The organism is Streptomyces sp. HSG2 (assembly GCF_016598575.1).
GTDB lineage: Bacteria > Actinomycetota > Actinomycetes > Streptomycetales > Streptomycetaceae > Streptomyces.
Map to the genome: position 1 here is coordinate 4,052,296 of NZ_CP066801.1, position 17,809 is coordinate 4,070,104.

The 17,809-nt window shown below is 71.8% G+C and carries 16 protein-coding genes; 10 read left to right on the forward strand and 6 right to left on the reverse strand.

Going from position 1 to position 17,809, the window contains the following annotated elements:
• Window positions 1-64: 64 nt before the first annotated feature.
• The 3 genes from JEK78_RS17510 to JEK78_RS17520 form a co-directional block, all read right to left on the reverse strand.
• On the reverse strand, window positions 65-1,150 hold the full coding sequence (locus tag JEK78_RS17510; protein WP_200260597.1) for a trypsin-like peptidase domain-containing protein: 1,086 nt from the start codon (window positions 1,148-1,150) through the stop codon (window positions 65-67).
• Window positions 1,151-1,222: 72 nt separating this feature from the next.
• Entirely contained in the window at window positions 1,223-1,993 is a 771-nt protein-coding gene (locus JEK78_RS17515) for a class I SAM-dependent methyltransferase (RefSeq protein ID WP_347341189.1), read from the reverse strand.
• Between the two features lie 53 nt (window positions 1,994-2,046).
• Window positions 2,047-2,730: a DUF3043 domain-containing protein gene (locus tag JEK78_RS17520; protein ID WP_200264225.1), complete on the reverse strand. Its 684-nt coding sequence runs from the start codon at window positions 2,728-2,730 to the stop codon at window positions 2,047-2,049.
• 205 nt (window positions 2,731-2,935) lie between these two features.
• On the opposite strand from JEK78_RS17520, the gene JEK78_RS17525 reads away from it, so the two are divergent.
• The 3 genes from JEK78_RS17525 to JEK78_RS17535 all read left to right on the forward strand — a co-directional run bounded on the left by JEK78_RS17525 (window position 2,936) and on the right by JEK78_RS17535 (window position 5,439).
• Window positions 2,936-3,727 carry a PspA/IM30 family protein gene (locus JEK78_RS17525; RefSeq protein WP_200264226.1) on the forward strand — a complete coding sequence of 264 codons (792 nt, stop codon included), beginning with the start codon at window positions 2,936-2,938 and terminating at the stop codon, window positions 3,725-3,727.
• 46 nt (window positions 3,728-3,773) lie between these two features.
• On the forward strand, window positions 3,774-4,055 hold the full coding sequence (locus JEK78_RS17530) for a hypothetical protein (RefSeq protein ID WP_200260600.1): 282 nt from the start codon (window positions 3,774-3,776) through the stop codon (window positions 4,053-4,055).
• 127 nt (window positions 4,056-4,182) lie between these two features.
• A complete protein-coding gene (locus JEK78_RS17535; protein ID WP_200260602.1) occupies window positions 4,183-5,439 on the forward strand; it encodes a histidine kinase in 1,257 nt (418 codons plus the stop codon).
• Between the two features lie 243 nt (window positions 5,440-5,682).
• Here JEK78_RS17535 and JEK78_RS17540 read toward each other — a convergent pair whose 3' ends face one another.
• A complete protein-coding gene (locus tag JEK78_RS17540; RefSeq protein ID WP_200260605.1) occupies window positions 5,683-6,870 on the reverse strand; it encodes a helix-turn-helix transcriptional regulator in 1,188 nt (395 codons plus the stop codon).
• Window positions 6,871-7,472: 602 nt separating this feature from the next.
• On the opposite strand from JEK78_RS17540, the gene JEK78_RS17545 reads away from it, so the two are divergent.
• The 5 genes from JEK78_RS17545 to JEK78_RS17565 all read left to right on the forward strand — a co-directional run bounded on the left by JEK78_RS17545 (window position 7,473) and on the right by JEK78_RS17565 (window position 12,404).
• The gene (locus JEK78_RS17545; RefSeq protein ID WP_200260608.1) at window positions 7,473-7,712 is read left to right on the forward strand and encodes a hypothetical protein; all 240 of its coding nucleotides are present in this window, start codon (window positions 7,473-7,475) and stop codon (window positions 7,710-7,712) included.
• Window positions 7,709-7,897 (forward strand): hypothetical protein, encoded by a 189-nt coding sequence (locus JEK78_RS17550; protein WP_200260611.1) that lies wholly within the window; start codon window positions 7,709-7,711, stop codon window positions 7,895-7,897. Before JEK78_RS17545 ends, JEK78_RS17550 begins: the two co-directional genes overlap by 4 nt.
• Before the next feature lie 103 nt (window positions 7,898-8,000).
• Complete coding sequence (locus JEK78_RS17555) at window positions 8,001-8,192, forward strand: DUF397 domain-containing protein (protein WP_242483126.1); 192 nt, start codon at window positions 8,001-8,003, stop codon at window positions 8,190-8,192.
• Between the two features lie 225 nt (window positions 8,193-8,417).
• Complete coding sequence (locus JEK78_RS17560) at window positions 8,418-9,131, forward strand: response regulator transcription factor (RefSeq protein WP_200260614.1); 714 nt, start codon at window positions 8,418-8,420, stop codon at window positions 9,129-9,131.
• Between the two features lie 153 nt (window positions 9,132-9,284).
• A complete protein-coding gene (locus JEK78_RS17565; protein WP_200260617.1) occupies window positions 9,285-12,404 on the forward strand; it encodes an efflux RND transporter permease subunit in 3,120 nt (1,039 codons plus the stop codon).
• An 82-nt stretch (window positions 12,405-12,486) separates the two neighbouring features.
• Here the strand turns inward: JEK78_RS17565 and nadA are convergent, their stop codons facing one another.
• Window positions 12,487-13,680: a quinolinate synthase NadA gene (gene nadA / locus JEK78_RS17570; protein ID WP_200260620.1), complete on the reverse strand. Its 1,194-nt coding sequence runs from the start codon at window positions 13,678-13,680 to the stop codon at window positions 12,487-12,489.
• Between the two features lie 329 nt (window positions 13,681-14,009).
• On the opposite strand from nadA, the gene JEK78_RS17575 reads away from it, so the two are divergent.
• Complete coding sequence (locus JEK78_RS17575; RefSeq protein ID WP_200260623.1) at window positions 14,010-14,366, forward strand: iron-sulfur cluster assembly accessory protein; 357 nt, start codon at window positions 14,010-14,012, stop codon at window positions 14,364-14,366.
• Window positions 14,367-14,405: 39 nt separating this feature from the next.
• Here JEK78_RS17575 and JEK78_RS17580 read toward each other — a convergent pair whose 3' ends face one another.
• Window positions 14,406-16,445, reverse strand: coding sequence for a hypothetical protein (locus JEK78_RS17580; protein WP_242483127.1), 2,040 nt, complete (start codon window positions 16,443-16,445; stop codon window positions 14,406-14,408).
• 362 nt (window positions 16,446-16,807) lie between these two features.
• On the opposite strand from JEK78_RS17580, the gene JEK78_RS17585 reads away from it, so the two are divergent.
• Window positions 16,808-17,782 (forward strand): carbohydrate kinase family protein, encoded by a 975-nt coding sequence (locus tag JEK78_RS17585; RefSeq protein WP_200260626.1) that lies wholly within the window; start codon window positions 16,808-16,810, stop codon window positions 17,780-17,782.
• The last annotated feature ends 27 nt before the right edge of the window (window positions 17,783-17,809 follow it).

The following is a 17,809-nucleotide window of genomic DNA, read 5'->3' on the forward strand; positions in this document are numbered from 1 at the left end:
TGGGGCCGGAGTCACCGACCCGCCCTGTTCGAGGCCGTCGCCACCCCTCGCGACGGCCGCCGGGTCAGCTCTCGCCCATGGTGACCTCCGCGGTCCGCTCGTCGCCGTCGCGGGTGTACGAGACGGTCTCCCGGTCGCCGGGGCGGAGCCCCGCCAGCGCCGCCGACAGCGAGGCGACGGTGGTGACGTCGGTGTCCCCCAGCCCGGTGATCACGTCCCCCGTCTCGATGCCCGCCTGGTCGGCGGCGCCGCCCCGCTCCACCTCCACCACGGCCACGCCCGCCGCCCGGTAGTCGGCGTTGACGACCGTACGGCCGACGATGCCGAGCGCGGCGCGGCCCGAGTCGGTCACCCGCCCGTCCTCGACGATCTGGTCGGCGATGGTGCGCACGGTCGCCGCCGGAATGGCGAAGCCGATCCCCGGCGCTTGGCCGTTGCCGACGCCGGGGTCGGCCGCCGCCAGCGTCGGGATGCCGATCACCCGCGCGTCCAGGTCGACCAGCGCGCCGCCGCTGTTCCCGGGGTTGATAGCGGCGGAGGTCTGGATCATGTTGGCGATGGTGGCGCCGCCGCCCGAGCCGTCGCCGGCCTCGGTCACGGTCCTGCCGGTCGCCGAGACGATGCCCTGGGTCACGCTGGACTCCAGCCCGAGCGGCGAGCCCATCGCGAGCACGATCTGGCCCACCTCCACCTCGGAGGAGTCCCCGAATCGGGCCGCCCGCAGCCCGTCGGGCACCGTCTCCAGGGCGATCACCGCCAAGTCCTGTTGCGGGTAGGAGGACACGAGCGTCGCCGTCAACGTGTCCTCGCTGTTCGCGGTGGTCACCCGGAAGGACTTCGCGTCCCCCACGACATGGGCGTTGGTGACGACATGGCCCCGGTCGTCGTAGACGATGCCGGACCCCAGAGCGTCGCCCGCCTGGATCTGCACGACCGAGGGCAGCACCTCGTCGATCACCCGCTGGTAGACCTCCTGGAGGTCTCCGGCCTGCCTGGGCAGGACCGCCCGCGCGGTGGTGCCGTCCCGCCGGGGTGCCCGCTCGGGCCGCGCCGAGTCCGCCGCCGAACAACCCGCCAGGAGCAGCAGCGAGGAGAGCAGGACGGCCGCGGAACGGACGGGGCGCGCCGGGTGGCGGGGCGAGGCGTTCATGCCCGCAGTCTCGCCGCCGCGGGCCGGTGCGGCGCCCGGTGGGCGCCCGAACGGGCCCGGCGCTCCCGGAGGTCAGCCGCGCAGCCCGCACAGGTGCAGCAGGGCCGCCACGCCGCGATAGGGATCCGTTCGACCCGCGCGTTCCTCCACGGCCAACAGAGTGGCCGGGTCCGGTGCCCGCGGGAGGCCGGTGAGGGAGGAGTCGGTGAAGACGCCCACCCCGTACCAGCGACGCAGCGGGGCGCCGAGACCGGCCAGCGTGGCGGTCAACGCCGCCCTCCGGTCCGCCCACACCTCCGGCTCCCGGCGGGCCGCCTCGCCCGACCGGGTCGGGGGGAGCCGGGGCCGGGGCACGCGCGGGGCGCGGTCCAGCGCCGCGAGGGCGCCGGCCCAGTCGCCGCGCAGCCCGGGGCGCATCGCCGGCGCGTCGCCGTTGCGGACCAGCAGCGACAGCAGCCCCCCGGGGGCGAGCATCCGCGCCAGCCCGGCGAGCAGGGGGTCCGGCTCGTCGGTTCGCATGAGTGCCTCGTGGCACACCACGACGTCGAAGCCGCCGGGCAGGAAGTGCACGCCGGTATCCCGGCCGTCCCCCTCCAGGAAGCGCAGCCGTTCCCTGACCGCCCTGGGCTGTGCGGCCCAGACCGCGCGTGCCGCGACGACCAGTTCCGGGTCGTCCTCCAACGCCGTCACCCGATGGCCGGCCTCCGCCAACCGCAGGGCCCGCGCGCCGGGGCCCGCGCCGACGTCGAGCACCCGCAACCGGCGCCCCGCCGAGAACACCTCCGCCAGTTGCTCGTCGAGCTGACGCGCCGCCACCTCCCCGTGCGCGAACGCCGCCGACACGCCGACATCGATCGGCCCCGTCGGTCCGGCGTCCCGGGGCGACGGGGTCGTGGTCAGGGCCGCGCCCCGCGCTCGACCTGGGGCTTGGGCAGCCGCAGTCGGCGCATCTGGAGCGAGCGGAGCAGGGCGTACATCACCGCGCCCCGCCTGTTCTCGTCCGGGAACCGCTCACCGAGCGCCTTGCGCAGGCGGACGCCGGTGACGACGGCCTCCAACACGATCAGGACGATCACGAACAGCCACAGCAGCAGCGCGACGTTCTGCAAGGACGCCACCCGGACCATGCTCAGGACCAGGATGACGACGGCCATCGGGAGGAAGTACTCCGCGACGTTGAACCGCGAATCGACGAAGTCGCGGGCGAAGCGGCGTACCGGCCCCTTGTCCCGGGCGGGCAGGTAGCGCTCGTCGCCGCCGGCCAGCGCCCGGCGCTGCCGCTCCATCGCGGCACGGCGCTCCTCGCGGGCCCGCTTGGAGGCCTCCTTGCGGGTCCTGGGGGTATTGGCGACGCTGCGGCGCTGAGTGCGGGCCTCGCTGCGTTTCGGCGTGGGGCGACCCTTGGGGGCCTGAGGGTCACGGGGCTGATGGGAGTCGGTCGACGTCGCCTGGGCGGCGGCGGGAGCCTTCTCTTCCTTGGCGCGGCTACGGAACACGAAACCCAAGAGTACGGGGTCGGGGGGCGTATTCCACCGCTCCCCGGGGAACGATCCGGCAACGCCGGTCGTCGGGGAAGGCAGGAGCGGCCATCGCCCGCCGGGGTCGCGAAATCCTCCCTGCGCCGGATGCTCGGATCGGGGCACTCGTCCTTGGGTAGGAGCACATCGGCGGCCGGACAGTGCGGTAATGGACGTAGGGCCCGTACTGTGGGTTCTGTCGCAGTCGCTGGAGCTGAAGTCGGTCAGAAGGGGGCGCGCGAAGCCCATGAGCGGTGTCATGAAGCGTATGGGGATGCTCTTCCGCGCGAAGGCGAACAAGGCCCTGGACCGGGCCGAGGACCCGCGCGAGACCCTCGATTACTCGTATCAGAAACAGCTGGAGCTGCTGCAGAAGGTACGCCGGGGCGTGGCCGACGTGGCCACCAGCCGCAAGCGTCTGGAGCTTCAGCTCAACCAGCTGCAGGGCCAGTCGGGCAAGCTGGAGGACCAGGGCCGCAAGGCGCTCGCGCTGGGCCGCGAGGACCTGGCCAGGGAGGCTCTCTCCCGGCGCGCCGCCCTCCAGCAGCAGGTGACCGATCTGGAGACGCAGCACGCCACGCTGCAGGGCGAGGAGGAGAAACTCACCCTCGCGGCGCAACGCCTTCAGGCCAAGGTCGACGCCTTCCGTACCAGGAAGGAGACGATCAAGGCCACCTACACGGCGGCGCAGGCCCAGACCCGGATCGGCGAGGCGTTCACCGGCATCTCCGAGGAGATGGGCGACGTGGGCCTGGCCGTGCAGCGGGCCGAGGACAAGACCGCCCAGCTCCAGGCCCGCTCCGGCGCGATCGACGAGCTGCTCGCCTCCGGCGCCCTGGACGACCCCTCCGGCACCCACAAGGACGACCTGCAGGTCGAGCTGGACCGCCTCTCCGGTGGTACGGATGTGGAGCTGGAGTTGCAGCGGATGAAGGCCGAGCTGGCCGGCGGATCGAGCGGTGGGCAGCAGGCCATCGAGGGCGGCGACGGGTCAGAGCAGCCCCAGGCCGGGCCCCGGCAGGAGCCGCGGGACGAGACACCCCGCTTCGACAAGCAGTAGCGGGCCGGGTGGCGGCCCGCGCAGCAGCCCACGCCAAGGAGGCGACATGATCGTGCGGATCATGGGGGAGGGGCAGTTGAGGTTGTCCGACAGCCACCTCGTCGAGCTGAACAAGCTCGACGAGGAGCTCCAGGCCGAGATGGAGCACGGGGACGGGCCGGGGTTCCGGAACACCCTGCGACAGCTGCTGGACGAGGTGCGCCGATTGGGCGAACCGGTTCCCGACGATTCCCTGGAGCCGTCCGACCTGATCCTCCCCGCACCGGGGGCCACTCTGGGAGACGTCCGGCAGCTGCTCAGCGACGACGGCCTCATCCCCGGCACCTGAACGGCCGAGTCCGGATCCGCTCGTCCGCCGAGCGTCGGGCCCGTGCCGCCCCGGAGCGACCCCGCCGCGGGCCCTCGTCCGCCGAGAGGGTCCCCGGGACTCGCCTCGACGACTACCGTGAACCCTCGTGACCCTCCTGGAGCGCGCCCGGTGGCGGCCGGCCGGCCATCCCCTCGCCTTGGACGCGACCCTCGCCGCGGCCGTCCTGACCTGCATGGTCGTCGCCTCGTTCGTCGACCCGCACGGCCCCGACGGAGTCGCCTGGGGCGCGCGCGCCCCCGAACCGGCGAGTCTGCTGCTGATGACGCTGGGGGCGGCGGCCCTCGTCCCACGACGCCGGGCCCCCCGCACCGTCCTCGTCCTGACCGGCGCGCTGGCCCTGGTGGAGAGCGTGACCGGCGACCCGCGCGCCCCCGTGGTGATGGCGGCGGTCGTCGCCCTGTACACCGTGGCCGCGCACACCGATCGGCCCACCACCTGGCGGGCGGGACTGCTGACTTCGACGGTCCTCACCTGCGCCGCCATGGCCGCCGGCCCGCTCCCCTGGTACGCGCAGGAGAACCTCGCCGTCCTGGCCTGGACCGGCATCGGCGCCACCGCCGGCGACGCGGTGCGCAGTCGCCGCGCCTTCGTGCGTGCCATCCGGGAGCGCGCGGAGAGGGCCGAGCGCTCCCGCGAGGAGGAGGCCCGACGGAGGGTCGCCGAGGAGCGGCTGCGCATCGCCCGCGACCTGCACGACGCGGTCGCCCACCACATCGCCCTGGTCAGCGTGCAGGCCGGGGTCGCCGCGCACGTGCTGGAACGCCGCCCCGACCAGGCCAAGGAGGCCCTCGGACAAGTGCGCGTCGCCGCCCGATCCGCCCTGGACGAGCTTCGGGCCACGGTCGGTCTGCTGCGCTACTCCGAGGACGGCGCGCCGACGGAACCCGCCCCGGGACTGGACCGACTCGACGAGCTGGCCGGCACCTTCCGCGGCGCCGGGCTGCCGGTCGAGGTGGCCCGAGCGGACCAGGGAACCACGCTCACCGGAGCGGTCGATCTGGCGGGCTACCGCATCGTCCAGGAAGCGCTCACCAATGTGCGCAAGCACGCCGGTCCGCGGGCCAAGGCGGAAGTCAGCGTCGTCCGGGTGGGGCCCTGGATCGAGATCACCGTGCTCGACGACGGCGCCGGACCCGGCGCCGGCGCGGCGTCGGGCGGGGGGCACGGCCTGATCGGCATGCGGGAGAGGGCGGTCGCGGTGCGTGGCTCCCTCACCGCGGGCCCTCGGTTCGGGGGCGGCTTTCGCGTCCATGCCATCCTCCCGGTCGACCACGGGTCGGCGGCGGCCGGCCCTCCGCCGCCGGCCGATCGGCGCGCCGACGACCGGGAGCGCACCCGATGACCATCCGTGTCCTGCTCGCCGAGGAGGAGTGAATCCTTGCACTTGTGGCTCTGAGCTGCGGTCTTGGCTGGTCTGGCCGGTCCGGTAGGCAGTCGTCCCGCTCCGCTCTCGTGCGTAGGGGCTCGTCCTACGACCGGGATTCCGCGCCGAGACCGGAACCGACCCGAAGCCGGACGGACTCTCTGTGATCTGCGACTGCTACGCATGGCGGACACAGGGGCCTTTCTCATTTCTGGCGGTGTGTCAAATATCGTAAGGATCGTCACTTATCTCGGCTTCGATATGGTGAAGCGCGTCCTTTAGGTTCCTCGGTGCGGCAGGCGTACCCTTGCCCTTGTTGGCCACTTTGGCCAACAGGTTGAGGCTGATCACAGAAGACATCTCACTTACGGCGGGGCTGAGTTTCCCTGCCTCTTCTTCTGCCTCTTGCCATGCTCCTACTTCGAGTAGGCAGGCCAGCAAGCGAACGGCTGCAATATTCCGATATCCAACCTGCGTGCCTGCTTCCGGCTCCATGGCACGCTGAAGTATCGGGATTGCTGCGCGCCATTGGCCGCTTTCCTGTAGTGCTCGACCGTGTTGCCTGTCGATTTCTCGTTCAGTCACCCACCATGCCCAGGAAGGTTCGTTGTCGGGCACGCTGTCTTGCAGTAGCGAGCGAGCACGGTCGAAGATTCGTACAGCGTCAGAGCTATTGACACCACCTGCCAGTGCCAGCCCTTGCGCTTCCCTCCCCCTGAACATGGCTTCCACGCGCGGAGTTACGTCAACTGAGTCGATGACTGATCGCGCGATAGCCAATTCTTCACGTGGCCTACCGTTCCACCCGGCGAGAAGTCCGATGTTCTGAAGGGTGATCAGTTCCGTTGACCTGTCGCCAGACAACTTCGCCAGACATAGCGCCTCTTGGCTAAATCTCCGGGACGCGCTGAACTTGCCTTCGTTACACAGTGCCCATCCAGCGATTTCAGCCAACTCGGCTGCCGCCGACTGAATGTCGCGCTCATACTTGGGGTCATAGTCCCCATCCCCAAGGCGACGGTGAACGGTCTTGAAAGAACGAGCGGCTAAATCCGCAATGGGAAGCCCGTGCATCTCGTTGTCAAGGGCTACCAGTCTCTGCGACATCTGCCGAATGGTAAGCGCGTAATCATCTTTCCGCTGGCCGTTCAGAGTGGGCAGCGACAAGGTCGAACCAGCGAGACTCCGAGGCGTCTTGAGTTCATCCACGGTTACGCCCAACGCCTCAGCAATGAGCGGAAGCCACTCGCGGGGCGTGCGTTTCCCCGTCTCGTAGCGGCTGATCTCCTGGCGCCCGATCGGGTCCCCGCTGAGGCTCGCCAACCGGCACACCTCGCGCGCTAGCCGTGCTTGACTCCACCCCCGCGCTTCGCGAAGGCGCTTGATGTTGGCCCCGACGACGCTGGTCATACCTCCATTGTGGCCTACATGGGGCCGACAGTAGGCCGACAGTTGGCCGCTGTGCCGTTGCTCTCCAGGTCGGAAGGGTTGGGAGAGCAGCAAATACCCCCGCGACGGGCGAACGTCCGGGGGCGTGGCCACCAACCGCGTGGAGATTGATGACATGCCAAGAGCTACAGCGCGGCTGTTCCTGCCGCTGCTACGGCTCCTACTTCCCTCTGTAGGGCGCCATCGGGCATCCGAACCGTCCCCGAGCGTCCTGCCTCAGCACACACCCGACCGGCCCACGCTCGTTCTGTGGGGTGAGGACATCGGACTTGTCCGCCCATACGTGATCGCTCACGAGCGGCGCGAGGAAGCGCGTCGGCAGCGCGCCCGCCGCCGTTCCCTGTGGCCGACGGTCCATGGCGTGGACATCGGCCCCCGGCTCATCCACGGAGGGGAGGTGAGAGCGTGACCGCCGAAGTCTCCGAGTACCCCCGCCCGGCGGACGTCGAGCAACTCCAGTCGGCATACGTCCTGCACAGGCAGGAATGCCGGACGTGCGCCCCTGACCGGTCGTGTGACATAGCGCGTCGGCTGGAAGAGGCACGGCGGAAGGCGGGTGCGTCATGACGCGCGCCGTCTACCGGTTCCGTGAGTACACGATCGGCCCTGATCTCCGGCCGGAAGCCGAACCGACCACATCAGCGATGCGGTGCATGACGTGCGGAGAGACCAGCGGCCGTGCCGAGGAGTCCGACGACGGCACGGCGTGGGCGGTCAAGCATCTCAAGGCCAACCCTGACCACTTGGAGTACCGGGAGCACATCACGCGCCCGTACCGATTCGAGCCGGGAGCGTGGCAGTGAAGGACCGGAAGACCCTTGAGCGGGAGATTCTGAACCCGCCTGCCCACCGGATCGGGGGCACGGTCGGAGACGACGTGATGACCGTGCACAAGGTCCGCGACGGCAAGCCCGTATGCGGCGCTGTCGGCACCGTGGACGAGTGGCACCGCCGCGTGACGTGCTCCGCCTGCCTGGCCGGCGAGTAGCCCCCTGATTCCCGCCCTGGCGGATGACCGCTACGGCCTGCCGGGACGGGTGCGCGACGGCGCTGGGACCGTTTCCCCGTACTGCGACGAAGGGTTCAACGTCATGTCCGCAGTGCCCGAGTTCGAGTTCCGTACGTCCAGTGTGTGCAAGTACGACAACAGCGACCCCCACTGTGTGGAGGTGGCGACGAACGTCCCCGGCGGGGTGGCGGACCTCGACTTCGAGACCGGCGGCACGGTCGAGTTCACGGCGGTTGAACGGACCGACTTTCCTGGCCGGTGCCAAGCCGGGTGAGTTCGACCTGTCGGCGTAGGGAGTTCCCATGGCGCGGTGCCCGCAGTGCGGAAGCGGCGCGGAACCCGACCCGGAGCACTCCGGTGTGGTGTGGTGCCTGTCGTGCCGGCATGCGTGGACACCGCCGCGTGAGCGGAGCTGCCCCGGCTACCGGCCCCCGCTGTGCGCTTCCCCCGTGGCGCAAGGCGGGGGCTCTGCCATGCCTGCCGGACATACGCTTTCCCCATGACTTCGCCGCACGTCGGGGACCCCAGCGCAAGATGTGTAAGAGTCCTCCTCGCCGACGACCAGGCGCTGCTGCGCAGCGCCTTCCGGGTACTGGTCGACTCGGAACCCGACATGGAAGTGGTGGGCGAGGCGGCGGACGGGGCCGAGGCGGTCCGTCTCGCGCGGGAGCGGCGCGCGGACGTCGTCCTCATGGACATCCGCATGCCCGGCACGGACGGATTCGCGGCCACCAGGGCGATAGCCGCCGATCCGGCGCTCACGGGTGTCCGGGTGGTCATCCTGACCACGTTCGAGGTCGACGACTACGTGGTCCGCGCGCTGCGGGCCGGCGCCTCCGGCTTCCTGGGCAAGGGGTCCGAGCCGGAGGAACTGCTCAACGCCATCCGGGTCGCCGCCGGCGGCGACGCCCTGTTGTCCCCCGCGGCGACCAAGGGGCTGATCGCCCGGTTCCTCGCCCAGGGGACCTTCGACGACGGCGAGGGCCCGCCGGGGGCCGAGCGTCTCGGCTCCCTCACCGTCCGGGAGCGCGAGGTCCTGGTGCAGGTCGCGGGCGGGCACTCCAACGAGGGGATCGCGGAGAGGCTGCGGGTCAGCCCCCTCACCGTGAAGACCCATGTCAACCGGGCCATGGCCAAGCTCGGTGCCCGCGATCGGGCTCAGCTCGTGGTGATCGCCTACGAGTCCGGGCTGGTCCGTCCGAGGATGGAGTGAGCCGGTCGGGCGCGTACTGCGCACGGAGTACGCGGGCCCCGGGGAAGGGCACCTGCGGCCTAGGAAAGCGCGGTCCCGGATGGCCCAGGGTGTGGGTACGGGTGCCACCCGACGTACCTGCCTCGCCCCGGCCACGGAAGAGAGACCGGATCCATGTCCTGGCTGTCCAGATTCAGCCTCGCGCAACGGGCCCTCATCGGGCTGATGTCGATCATCGCACTGGTCTTCGGCGCCATCGCGATACCCCAGCTCAAACAGCAGTTGCTGCCGACCCTCGAACTGCCCATGGTGTCGGTGATCGCGCCCTACCAGGGCGCCTCGCCCGAGGTGGTGGAGAAGCAGGTCGTCGAACCGCTGGAGAACAACCTGGAGGCCGTCGACGCCGTCACCGGCGTCACCTCCACGGCGAGCGAGGGCAACGCGGTGATCGTCGCGTCCTTCGACTACGGCGATGACAGCGGGCAGATCGTCGCCGACGTCCAGCGGGCCGTCAACCGTGCCCGGGCCGTCCTGCCCGACTCCGTCGACCCCCAGGTCGTGGCGGGCTCAACCGACGACATCCCGACCGTGGTGTTGTCCGCCGCCGCCTCCGACACCGATTCGCGGACGTTGGCCGACCGGCTCGACGCCACGGTCGTCCCGGCCCTGGAGGAGATCGACGGGGTCGCCCGGGTCACGGTGGACGGTGTCCGGGACCTGCAGGTCACCGTCACGCCCGACGAGGCGGCCCTCGCCAAGGCGGGCCTGACGGTCCAGAGCCTTCTCCAGGCCCTGCGCGAGGGCGGTGCCACGGTCCCGGCCGGCTCCTTCGACGAGGACGGCGCCAACCGCACCGTCCAGGTGGGCGGCGGCTTCACCGACCTGGACGGGATCCGGGATCTGACGATCGGGCGCGGCGACAAGAAGCCGGTCCGGCTGTCCGACGTGGCGAGCGTCGAGTCGGAGGAGGTCCGCGCCGACTCCCTCACGCGGACCAACGGCAGCCCGAGCCTCGCCGTCTCCGTCGCCATGGAGCGCGACGGCAGCGCGGTCGCGATCTCCGAGGCGGTGCGGGAACGGCTTCCCGAGATGCGCCGTGACCTCGGCTCCGGGGCGGAGCTCACCGTCGTGAGCGACCAGGGGCCGGCGGTGTCGAAGGCCATCGAGGGGTTGACCACCGAAGGCGGGCTCGGTCTGCTCTTCGCCGTCGTGGTCATCCTGGTCTTCCTGGCCTCCGTCCGCTCGACCCTGGTGACCGCGGTCTCCATCCCGCTGTCGATCGTGCTGGCCCTGATCGTCCTGTGGACCCGTGACCTTTCGTTGAACATGCTCACGCTGGGCGCGCTGACCATCGCCGTCGGCCGGGTCGTGGACGACTCCATCGTCGTGCTGGAGAACGTCAAACGGCACCTGGGCTATGGCGAGGAGCGGCGCGAGGCCATCCTCGGGGCCGTCCGCGAGGTGGCCGGCGCGGTCACCTCCTCCACGCTCACCACCGTCGCCGTGTTCCTCCCGATCGGTCTGGTCGGAGGCATGGTGGGCGAGTTGTTCGGCTCGTTCAGCCTCACCGTCAGCGCCGCGCTGTTGGCATCGCTGCTGGTCTCGCTGACGGTGGTGCCGGTTCTGTCGTACTGGTTCCTGCGGGCGCCCAAGGGCACCCCCGAGGACGCCGACGAGGCGCGCCGGGTGGCGGAGGCGAAGGAGGCCCGCAGCCGCCTGCAGCGGGTCTATGTGCCGGTGCTGCGCTTCGCCACCCGGCGTCGGCTGGTCAGTGTGGCCGTCGCCATCGTCGTCCTCGTCGGCACCTTCGGCATGATGCCGCTGCTGAAGACCAACTTCTTCGACCCGGGCGACCAACGCGTCCTGACCATCAGGCAGGAGCTGGCCCCCGGAACCAGCCTGGCGGCCACCGACGCGCAGGCGCGGCGGGTGGAGGAACTGCTCGCCGACACCGAGGGCGTCGAGGACCACCAGGTCACCATCGGCTCGTCCGGCTGGCGCGCGGCCTTCGGCGGCGCCACCGACAGCAACCAGGCGTCCTACCAGGTCATGGTCGAGGAATCGGCGTCCTACGAGGACGTACGGGACCGCGTCGAGGCGGGGCTCGCCGACCTCGAAGGCGTGGGCACCACCACCATCACGGCGGGCGACGGATTCGCCGCGCAGGATCTCGGCGTCGTCGTCACCGCAGGTGACCCCGAGGTGCTGCGGGAGGCCTCCGAGCGGGTCCGGGAGGCCGTCGCCGGGCTCGACGACGTCACCGACGTGACCAGCGACCTGGCCCAGAGCGTGCCGCGGGTCTCGGTGCGCGCCGACGCCGGTGCCGCCGCGGCCGGGTTCACCCAGGAGAGCCTCGGTGCCGCCGTGGCGCTCGCGGTGCGCGGTGCCCCGGCCGCCACGGCGGTCCTGGACGGCGTCGAACGCGCGGTGGTGGTCCGCTCCGAACGGTCCGCGACGACCGTGGCGGAGCTGGAGGCCCTGCCGCTCGGTCCGGTGAAGCTCGGGGACGTCGCCACGGTGGAGCTGGTGGACGGCCCGGTGTCGGCCACCCGGATCGACGGTCGTCGCGCGGCCACCGTCACGGCACGACCGACGGCGGACAACACCGGCGCGGTCAGCGCCGCCCTCCAGGCCCGGCTGGCCGAGCTGGAGCTTCCGGAGGGGGCCACCGCCACCGTGGCCGGCGTGAGCGAGGACCAGGACGAGGCCTTCGCCAGCCTGGGCCTGGCGATGCTGGCCGCCATCGCGATCGTGTTCCTGCTGCTGGTCGGCACCTTCCGGTCGCTCGCCCAGCCGCTGATCCTGCTGGTGTCCGTGCCGTTCGCGGCGACCGGCGCGATCGGTCTGCTCGTGGCGACGGGCACGCCGATGGGCGTGCCGGCGATGATCGGCATGCTCATGCTGATCGGCATCGTCGTCACCAACGCGATCGTGCTGATCGACCTGATCAACCAGTACCGGGCCCGGGGCCTCGGTGTGGTGGAGGCGGTCGTCGAGGGAGGCCGGCACCGGCTGCGGCCCATCCTGATGACCGCCCTGGCGACGATCTTCGCGCTGACGCCGATGGCCCTGGGCGTCACCGGCGAGGGTGGCTTCATCGCCCAGCCGCTGGCCGTAGTGGTGATCGGCGGTCTGATCACCTCGACGCTGCTGACGCTGCTCCTGGTGCCCACGCTCTACGCGATGCTGGAGCTGCGAAAGGAGCGCCGCCGGGACAAGCGCGAGGCCAAGCGGAAGGGCGGGGTTCCGCCGCAGGCGGCGCCCGAACCCGAGCCGGAGCCGGCACAGGCCTGACGACGGCGACGGGCGTCCGCGACGACCGAACGCGCAGGGCCCGCCCGGGAGACCGGGCGGGCCCTCGTGCGTCGGGCGGGCCCTAGGGGAGCGCCAGCATGCGCTCCAGGGCCAGTTTGGCGAAGGACTCCGTCTCCGGGTCCACCTCGATGCGGTTGACCAGGGCTCCCTCGGCCAGCGACTCCAGCGCCCAGACCAGGTGGGGCAGGTCGATCCGGTTCATGGTCGAGCAGAAGCACACCGTCCTGTCGAGGAAGACGATCTCCTTGTCCTCGGCCGCGAAACGATTCGCCAGCCGCCGGACCAGGTTCAACTCGGTGCCGATGGCCCACTTGGAGCCGGCCGGGGCCGCCTCCAGGGTCCTGATGATGTACTCGGTCGAGCCGACGTGGTCAGCGGCGGCCACGACTTCGTGTCGGCACTCGGGGTGCACCAGGACCTGGACGCCCGGTATCCGTCGGCGCACCTCCTCGACCGAGTCCAGGCCGAAGCGCCCGTGCACCGAGCAGTGGCCCCGCCAGAGGATCATCTTCGCCTCGCGCAACCGCTCGACGCTGAGCCCGCCGCCGGGTCGGTGCGGGTTGTAGACGACGCAGTCGTCCAGCGACATGCCCATGTCGCGGACGGCGGTGTTCCGCCCCAGGTGCTGGTCGGGAAGGAAGAGGACCTTCGACCCCTGCTCGAAGGCCCAGTCCAAGGCGCGGCGCGCGTTGGAGGAGGTGCAGATCGTGCCGCCGTGCTTGCCGGTGAAGGCCTTGATGTCGGCGGAGGAGTTCATGTAGGAGACCGGCACGACCTGCTCGGCCACACCGGCGTCGGTCAGCACGTCCCAGCACTCGGCGACCTGTTCCGCCGTCGCCATGTCGGCCATCGAGCAGCCCGCCGCGAGGTCGGGCAGGACCACCTTCTGGTCGTCGGACGTCAGGATGTCGGCGGACTCGGCCATGAAGTGCACGCCGCAGAAGACGATGTACTCGGCCTCGGGTCGTGCCGCCGCCTCCCGGGCCAGCTTGAAGGAGTCACCCGTGACGTCGGCGAACTGGATGACCTCGTCCCGCTGGTAGTGGTGACCGAGGACGAAGACGCGGTCGCCGAGCTTCTCCTTGGCGACGCGGGCGCGCTCCACCAGGTCCGGGTCGGACGGTGAGGGCAGGTCGCCGGGGCATTCGACGCCGCGCTCGCTTCTCGGGTCGGCCTCGCGGCCGAGCAGCAGCAGGGCGAGGGGCGTCGGCTGTACGTCGAGCTCCCGGGTCTGGGCGGTGGTCACGGCACGCACCCTTTCTACTTTTCGTCTAACTGACAATATCTATGATAGCTGGTTCGTGTCAGTTTGACGACGTCCATAGTGTCGATGTGACGTGAATCCCGACCGGCGGGCTCCGCACGTCGTGCCCCCGCCCGTGCGCCGTGTCCGCGCCCGGCGCGTCCCCGGTCGGCCCACGCTCTCCCCCGGGGCGACCCCGGGTCCCTGCCCGGCGGGCGTCCCGTGTGCGAGCATGAGGAGGGAAGCCGAGGAACGGGCCGGGCCCCGCCCGGAATGAATCGCGGCCCCCGTCGGTTGCAACCGTCGGCAAGCAGTCTCCGTACAACCCGGGAGAGATGTAGATGTCCGTATCGGACGAGACCACCACCGTCACCGACGGCATCATCCTGACCGACGCCGCGGCGGCCAAGGTCAAGGCGCTGCTCGACCAGGAAGGCCGGGACGATCTGGCGCTCCGCGTCGCCGTCCAGCCCGGTGGCTGCTCGGGCCTGCGCTACCAGCTCTTCTTCGACGAGCGTTCCCTCGACGGGGACGTGGAGAAGGACTTCGACGGAGTCAAGGTCGTCACCGACCGGATGAGCGCACCGTACCTGGGCGGGGCCACGATCGACTTCGTCGACACCATCGAGAAGCAGGGCTTCACGATCGACAACCCGAACGCCAGCGGGTCCTGCGCCTGCGGCGACTCCTTCAACTGAGGCGGACGAGGCGGGGCCCCGGGGCCCCGCCTCGCCGCGTCAACCCGCCGCCGAGAGTTCGGGCAGCCGGGCCGCGCTCTCGGCGCGTGCGATCCGCTCCCCGTCGGAGCCCACCACGATCCGGTCGCCCAGAGGCTCCTCCAGGGCGACGGTCAGTTCCTGCTCCGTGGCGATCAGGATGCACACCTGCCCGGCCTTGCGGGTCTCGGTCACCGAGACGACCACCTCGTCCGGCCCCTCCACCGCCGCCGCGGCGTACCGCGCGCACACGCCCCCGGTGAACCGCACCGTCAGCTCGGATCCGGTCGCGGAGTACCCGTGGACCTCCACGTTCCGGGGTGCGGAGGCCGACGCCGGTTCCTCCGTCGGCTCGTCGGCGGGGAGGGGAGCCGCCAGGTGGGCCGGGTCCACCGCCGGATACGTCACGGTCAGGCTGTCCGCCGAGCCCTCCGGCCGGACCTCGAAGAGCCAGGACGGCACCAGGGCCGACCGGCCCTCCACCGAGTGCTCGGCGAGGCCGAAGACCGCCTCGTCGACGGTGATCGTCGTCCGGTCCGGAACCCCCGCGCCGGGATCGCAGGCGGCCGACGTCCGGGGCTCTCGCGGGCCCTCCGTCAGCGGCACCGGAGTGGCGCAGTCCACGACGAACGTCGCCCCCGCCACCCCCGGAGCCGCGTTCATCAGGGCGAGGGTCTCCTCCGCGCCCAGTACCGGGTAGGTGTCCCCAGGGGCAGGTGCCTTGAGTCGGCCGGCGCCCCCGACCGGCTCGCCCGAGGCGTCGACTGACACCCCGGTGGTCCAGCCGTAGGTGGGCAGACCGTCGACCACCGGATCGGCGTTGACCGTGCGTACGGCCCCCGAGACCTGGCCGGCGTCCAGCTCGGCGTCCCGCTGGCCGACCGCGTCCAGCACCGGCGTGGCCGCGCGCATCGCCACGCCCTCGTCGACCGGCTCCACGGCCCCGGGCACCGACTCGGACGGCGGGACCGCACAGGAGGCTCCCTTGGGACAGTCGTCCGTGCCGGGCACCGACTGGTGGAACGTCCAGGCGCCCGGGGCCTCCACGTCGACCCGCAGCACCGGCCCCGCGCCGTCCTTGACCACGCCCGCCGTCCAGGAGTCGCCGCGGCGCACCGGCGTGGAGTCGATGCCGAGCGCATCGGCCAGCCGGGCCACCTCCTCGGCGGTGGTCTCGCCCTCCGCCCGGTACACGGCCGCCGAGCCCGGCCCCTCGGGCAGGGGCCCGTCCGCCCGATAGACCACGCCGTTCGGGTCGGGTTCGCCGGGGGCCACGCCGTTCGGGTCGGTCTCGACCTGAGCCGCTCGGCCCGGGACCGTGTGGCCGTCCAGGGTCAGAGGCGGCGGGTCCCCGGCTCCGCGGGCCGCGGCGTCCGCGTCGCCACCCGCCGGGGCGGACCCGGCCGAGGCGGACCCGGCCAGGTAGGCGCCCCCGCCGCCGATCAGCAGCACTGCCGTGGCGACGGACGCGGCCACCACCGACGGCCGTCGTCGGCGCCGGGGGCCCGCCCCGGCCGATCGCCGTTCGTCCTCCGGGGCGGCGCCGGGTTCCTCCGCCGGGTCGGGCCTTCCCGTCCGGCCCTTCGGCGGGTCCGCCGACCCGGGGCCGGTCGGCGTCTCCGTCGTCGAGGTGTCGGCGGTCCGCCTCCCCGCGCGGGGCGTGGGCGGGGGAACGGGCCCGGCGGCCGGCGCGGCCCCGGCGGTCGCCAAGTCCGCCTCGACCGCCGTCGGGTGCCCCTCGGCCGCTGTGTCGCGCTCGACCGCGGGGGCGGACGGCGCCGGGTTCGCCCGATCCGCCTCGGGCGCCTCCCCCGCGACGTCGTCCCCCGCGCGCCCCTCCTCCCGGTGCGCCGCGTGGGGGACTTCGGCCCTCCCCCCGTCGGTCCCGGTCGGTCGCACGCTCCGAGGCGGGCCCCCGCCCTCCTCCCGGGCGGGGTCGACGGCGTCGGGGTCCCCCGACGCCGCCCGGGGCCGGGATGGGGCCGTCCGCTCCGGCGCGGGGCCGGACGGATCGTCGGGACGGGCCTCGGCGTCGTCGTGGTCGGGTCGCTCGTGCTTCACCGCATCGCTCCTCGGTCCGTCGGCGGGGACGACGGTGGGACGCGGTCGGCGGACCATCGGTTCCCCACGCCGCCGAAGACGACCCGGACGGCCGCTCGCCGGCGCGCGAACGGTAGCCCGAGCGAGGGGACCGCCCACACCGCGAAGTGGTGCTCTTCCTCGCCCCGTCGGCGAGCCCCGCCCCCTTCCCCCGGGGCGGGGGCCGGGGAGGGAAGGAGAGGGCTCGCCGGGCACGTGCCGCGGACTCCGGCCGGTTCGTGATGGTACATCCCGCTTTCTCGTGGTTCGGTTCCCTTCAACCTCACCCCGGCCAACGGGTAGCGTGAACCGTCAACCCGCCTCCCCCCTGGAGAGTCCACGCCGTGCGCATCGCAGTCACCGGCTCCATCGCGACCGACCACCTCATGACCTTCCCCGGCCGTTTCGCCGACCAGCTGGTCGCGGACCAGCTGCACGCGGTCTCACTCTCCTTCCTGGTGGACGGGCTCGACGTCCGCCGTGGCGGTGTCGCGGCCAACATCGCCTTCGGCATGGGCCAGCTCGGCACCCGCCCGGTGCTGGTCGGGGCCGCCGGATCGGACTTCGACGAGTACCGGGCCTGGTTGGAGCGGCACGGGGTGGACACGGACTCCGTCCGGATCTCCGAGACGCTGCACACCGCCCGTTTCGTCTGCACCACGGACGCCGACCACAACCAGATCGGCTCCTTCTACACCGGAGCCATGAGCGAAGCCCGCCTCATCGAGCTCAAGACGGTCGCCGATCGGGTCGGCGGCGTCGACCTCGTCCTCATCGGGGCCGACGACCCGGAGGCCATGCTGAGGCACACCGAGGAGTGCCGCTCCCGATCCATCCCCTTCGCCGCCGACTTCTCGCAGCAGATCGCCCGGATGGACGGGGAGGAGATCCGCATCCTCCTGGACGGCGCCCGGTACCTCTTCTCCAACGAGTACGAGAAGGGCCTGATCGAGTCCAAGACGGGTTGGAGCGACGGAGAGATCCTCGAACGGGTCGGCCACCGCGTCACCACGCTCGGTTCCCGAGGGGTGCGTGTCGAGCGGGCGGGCGAGGCCTCGATCGAGGTCGGGTGCGCGGAGGAGGAGCGCAGGGCCGATCCCACGGGTGTCGGCGACGCCTTCCGCGCCGGCTTCCTCTCCGGTCTCGCCTGGGGCGTCTCGCTGCGGCGGGCCGCCGAGGTGGGATGCATGCTGGCCACGCTCGTCATCGAGACCGTGGGCACCCAGGAGTACCAGCTCCGCCGCGCGCACTTCATGGACCGCTTCGTCAAGGCGTACGGCCACGACGCCGCCGCCGAGGTCCGCGCCCACCTCGCGTAGTCCCGGCGTGGTCCGGTCCGCGCGAGA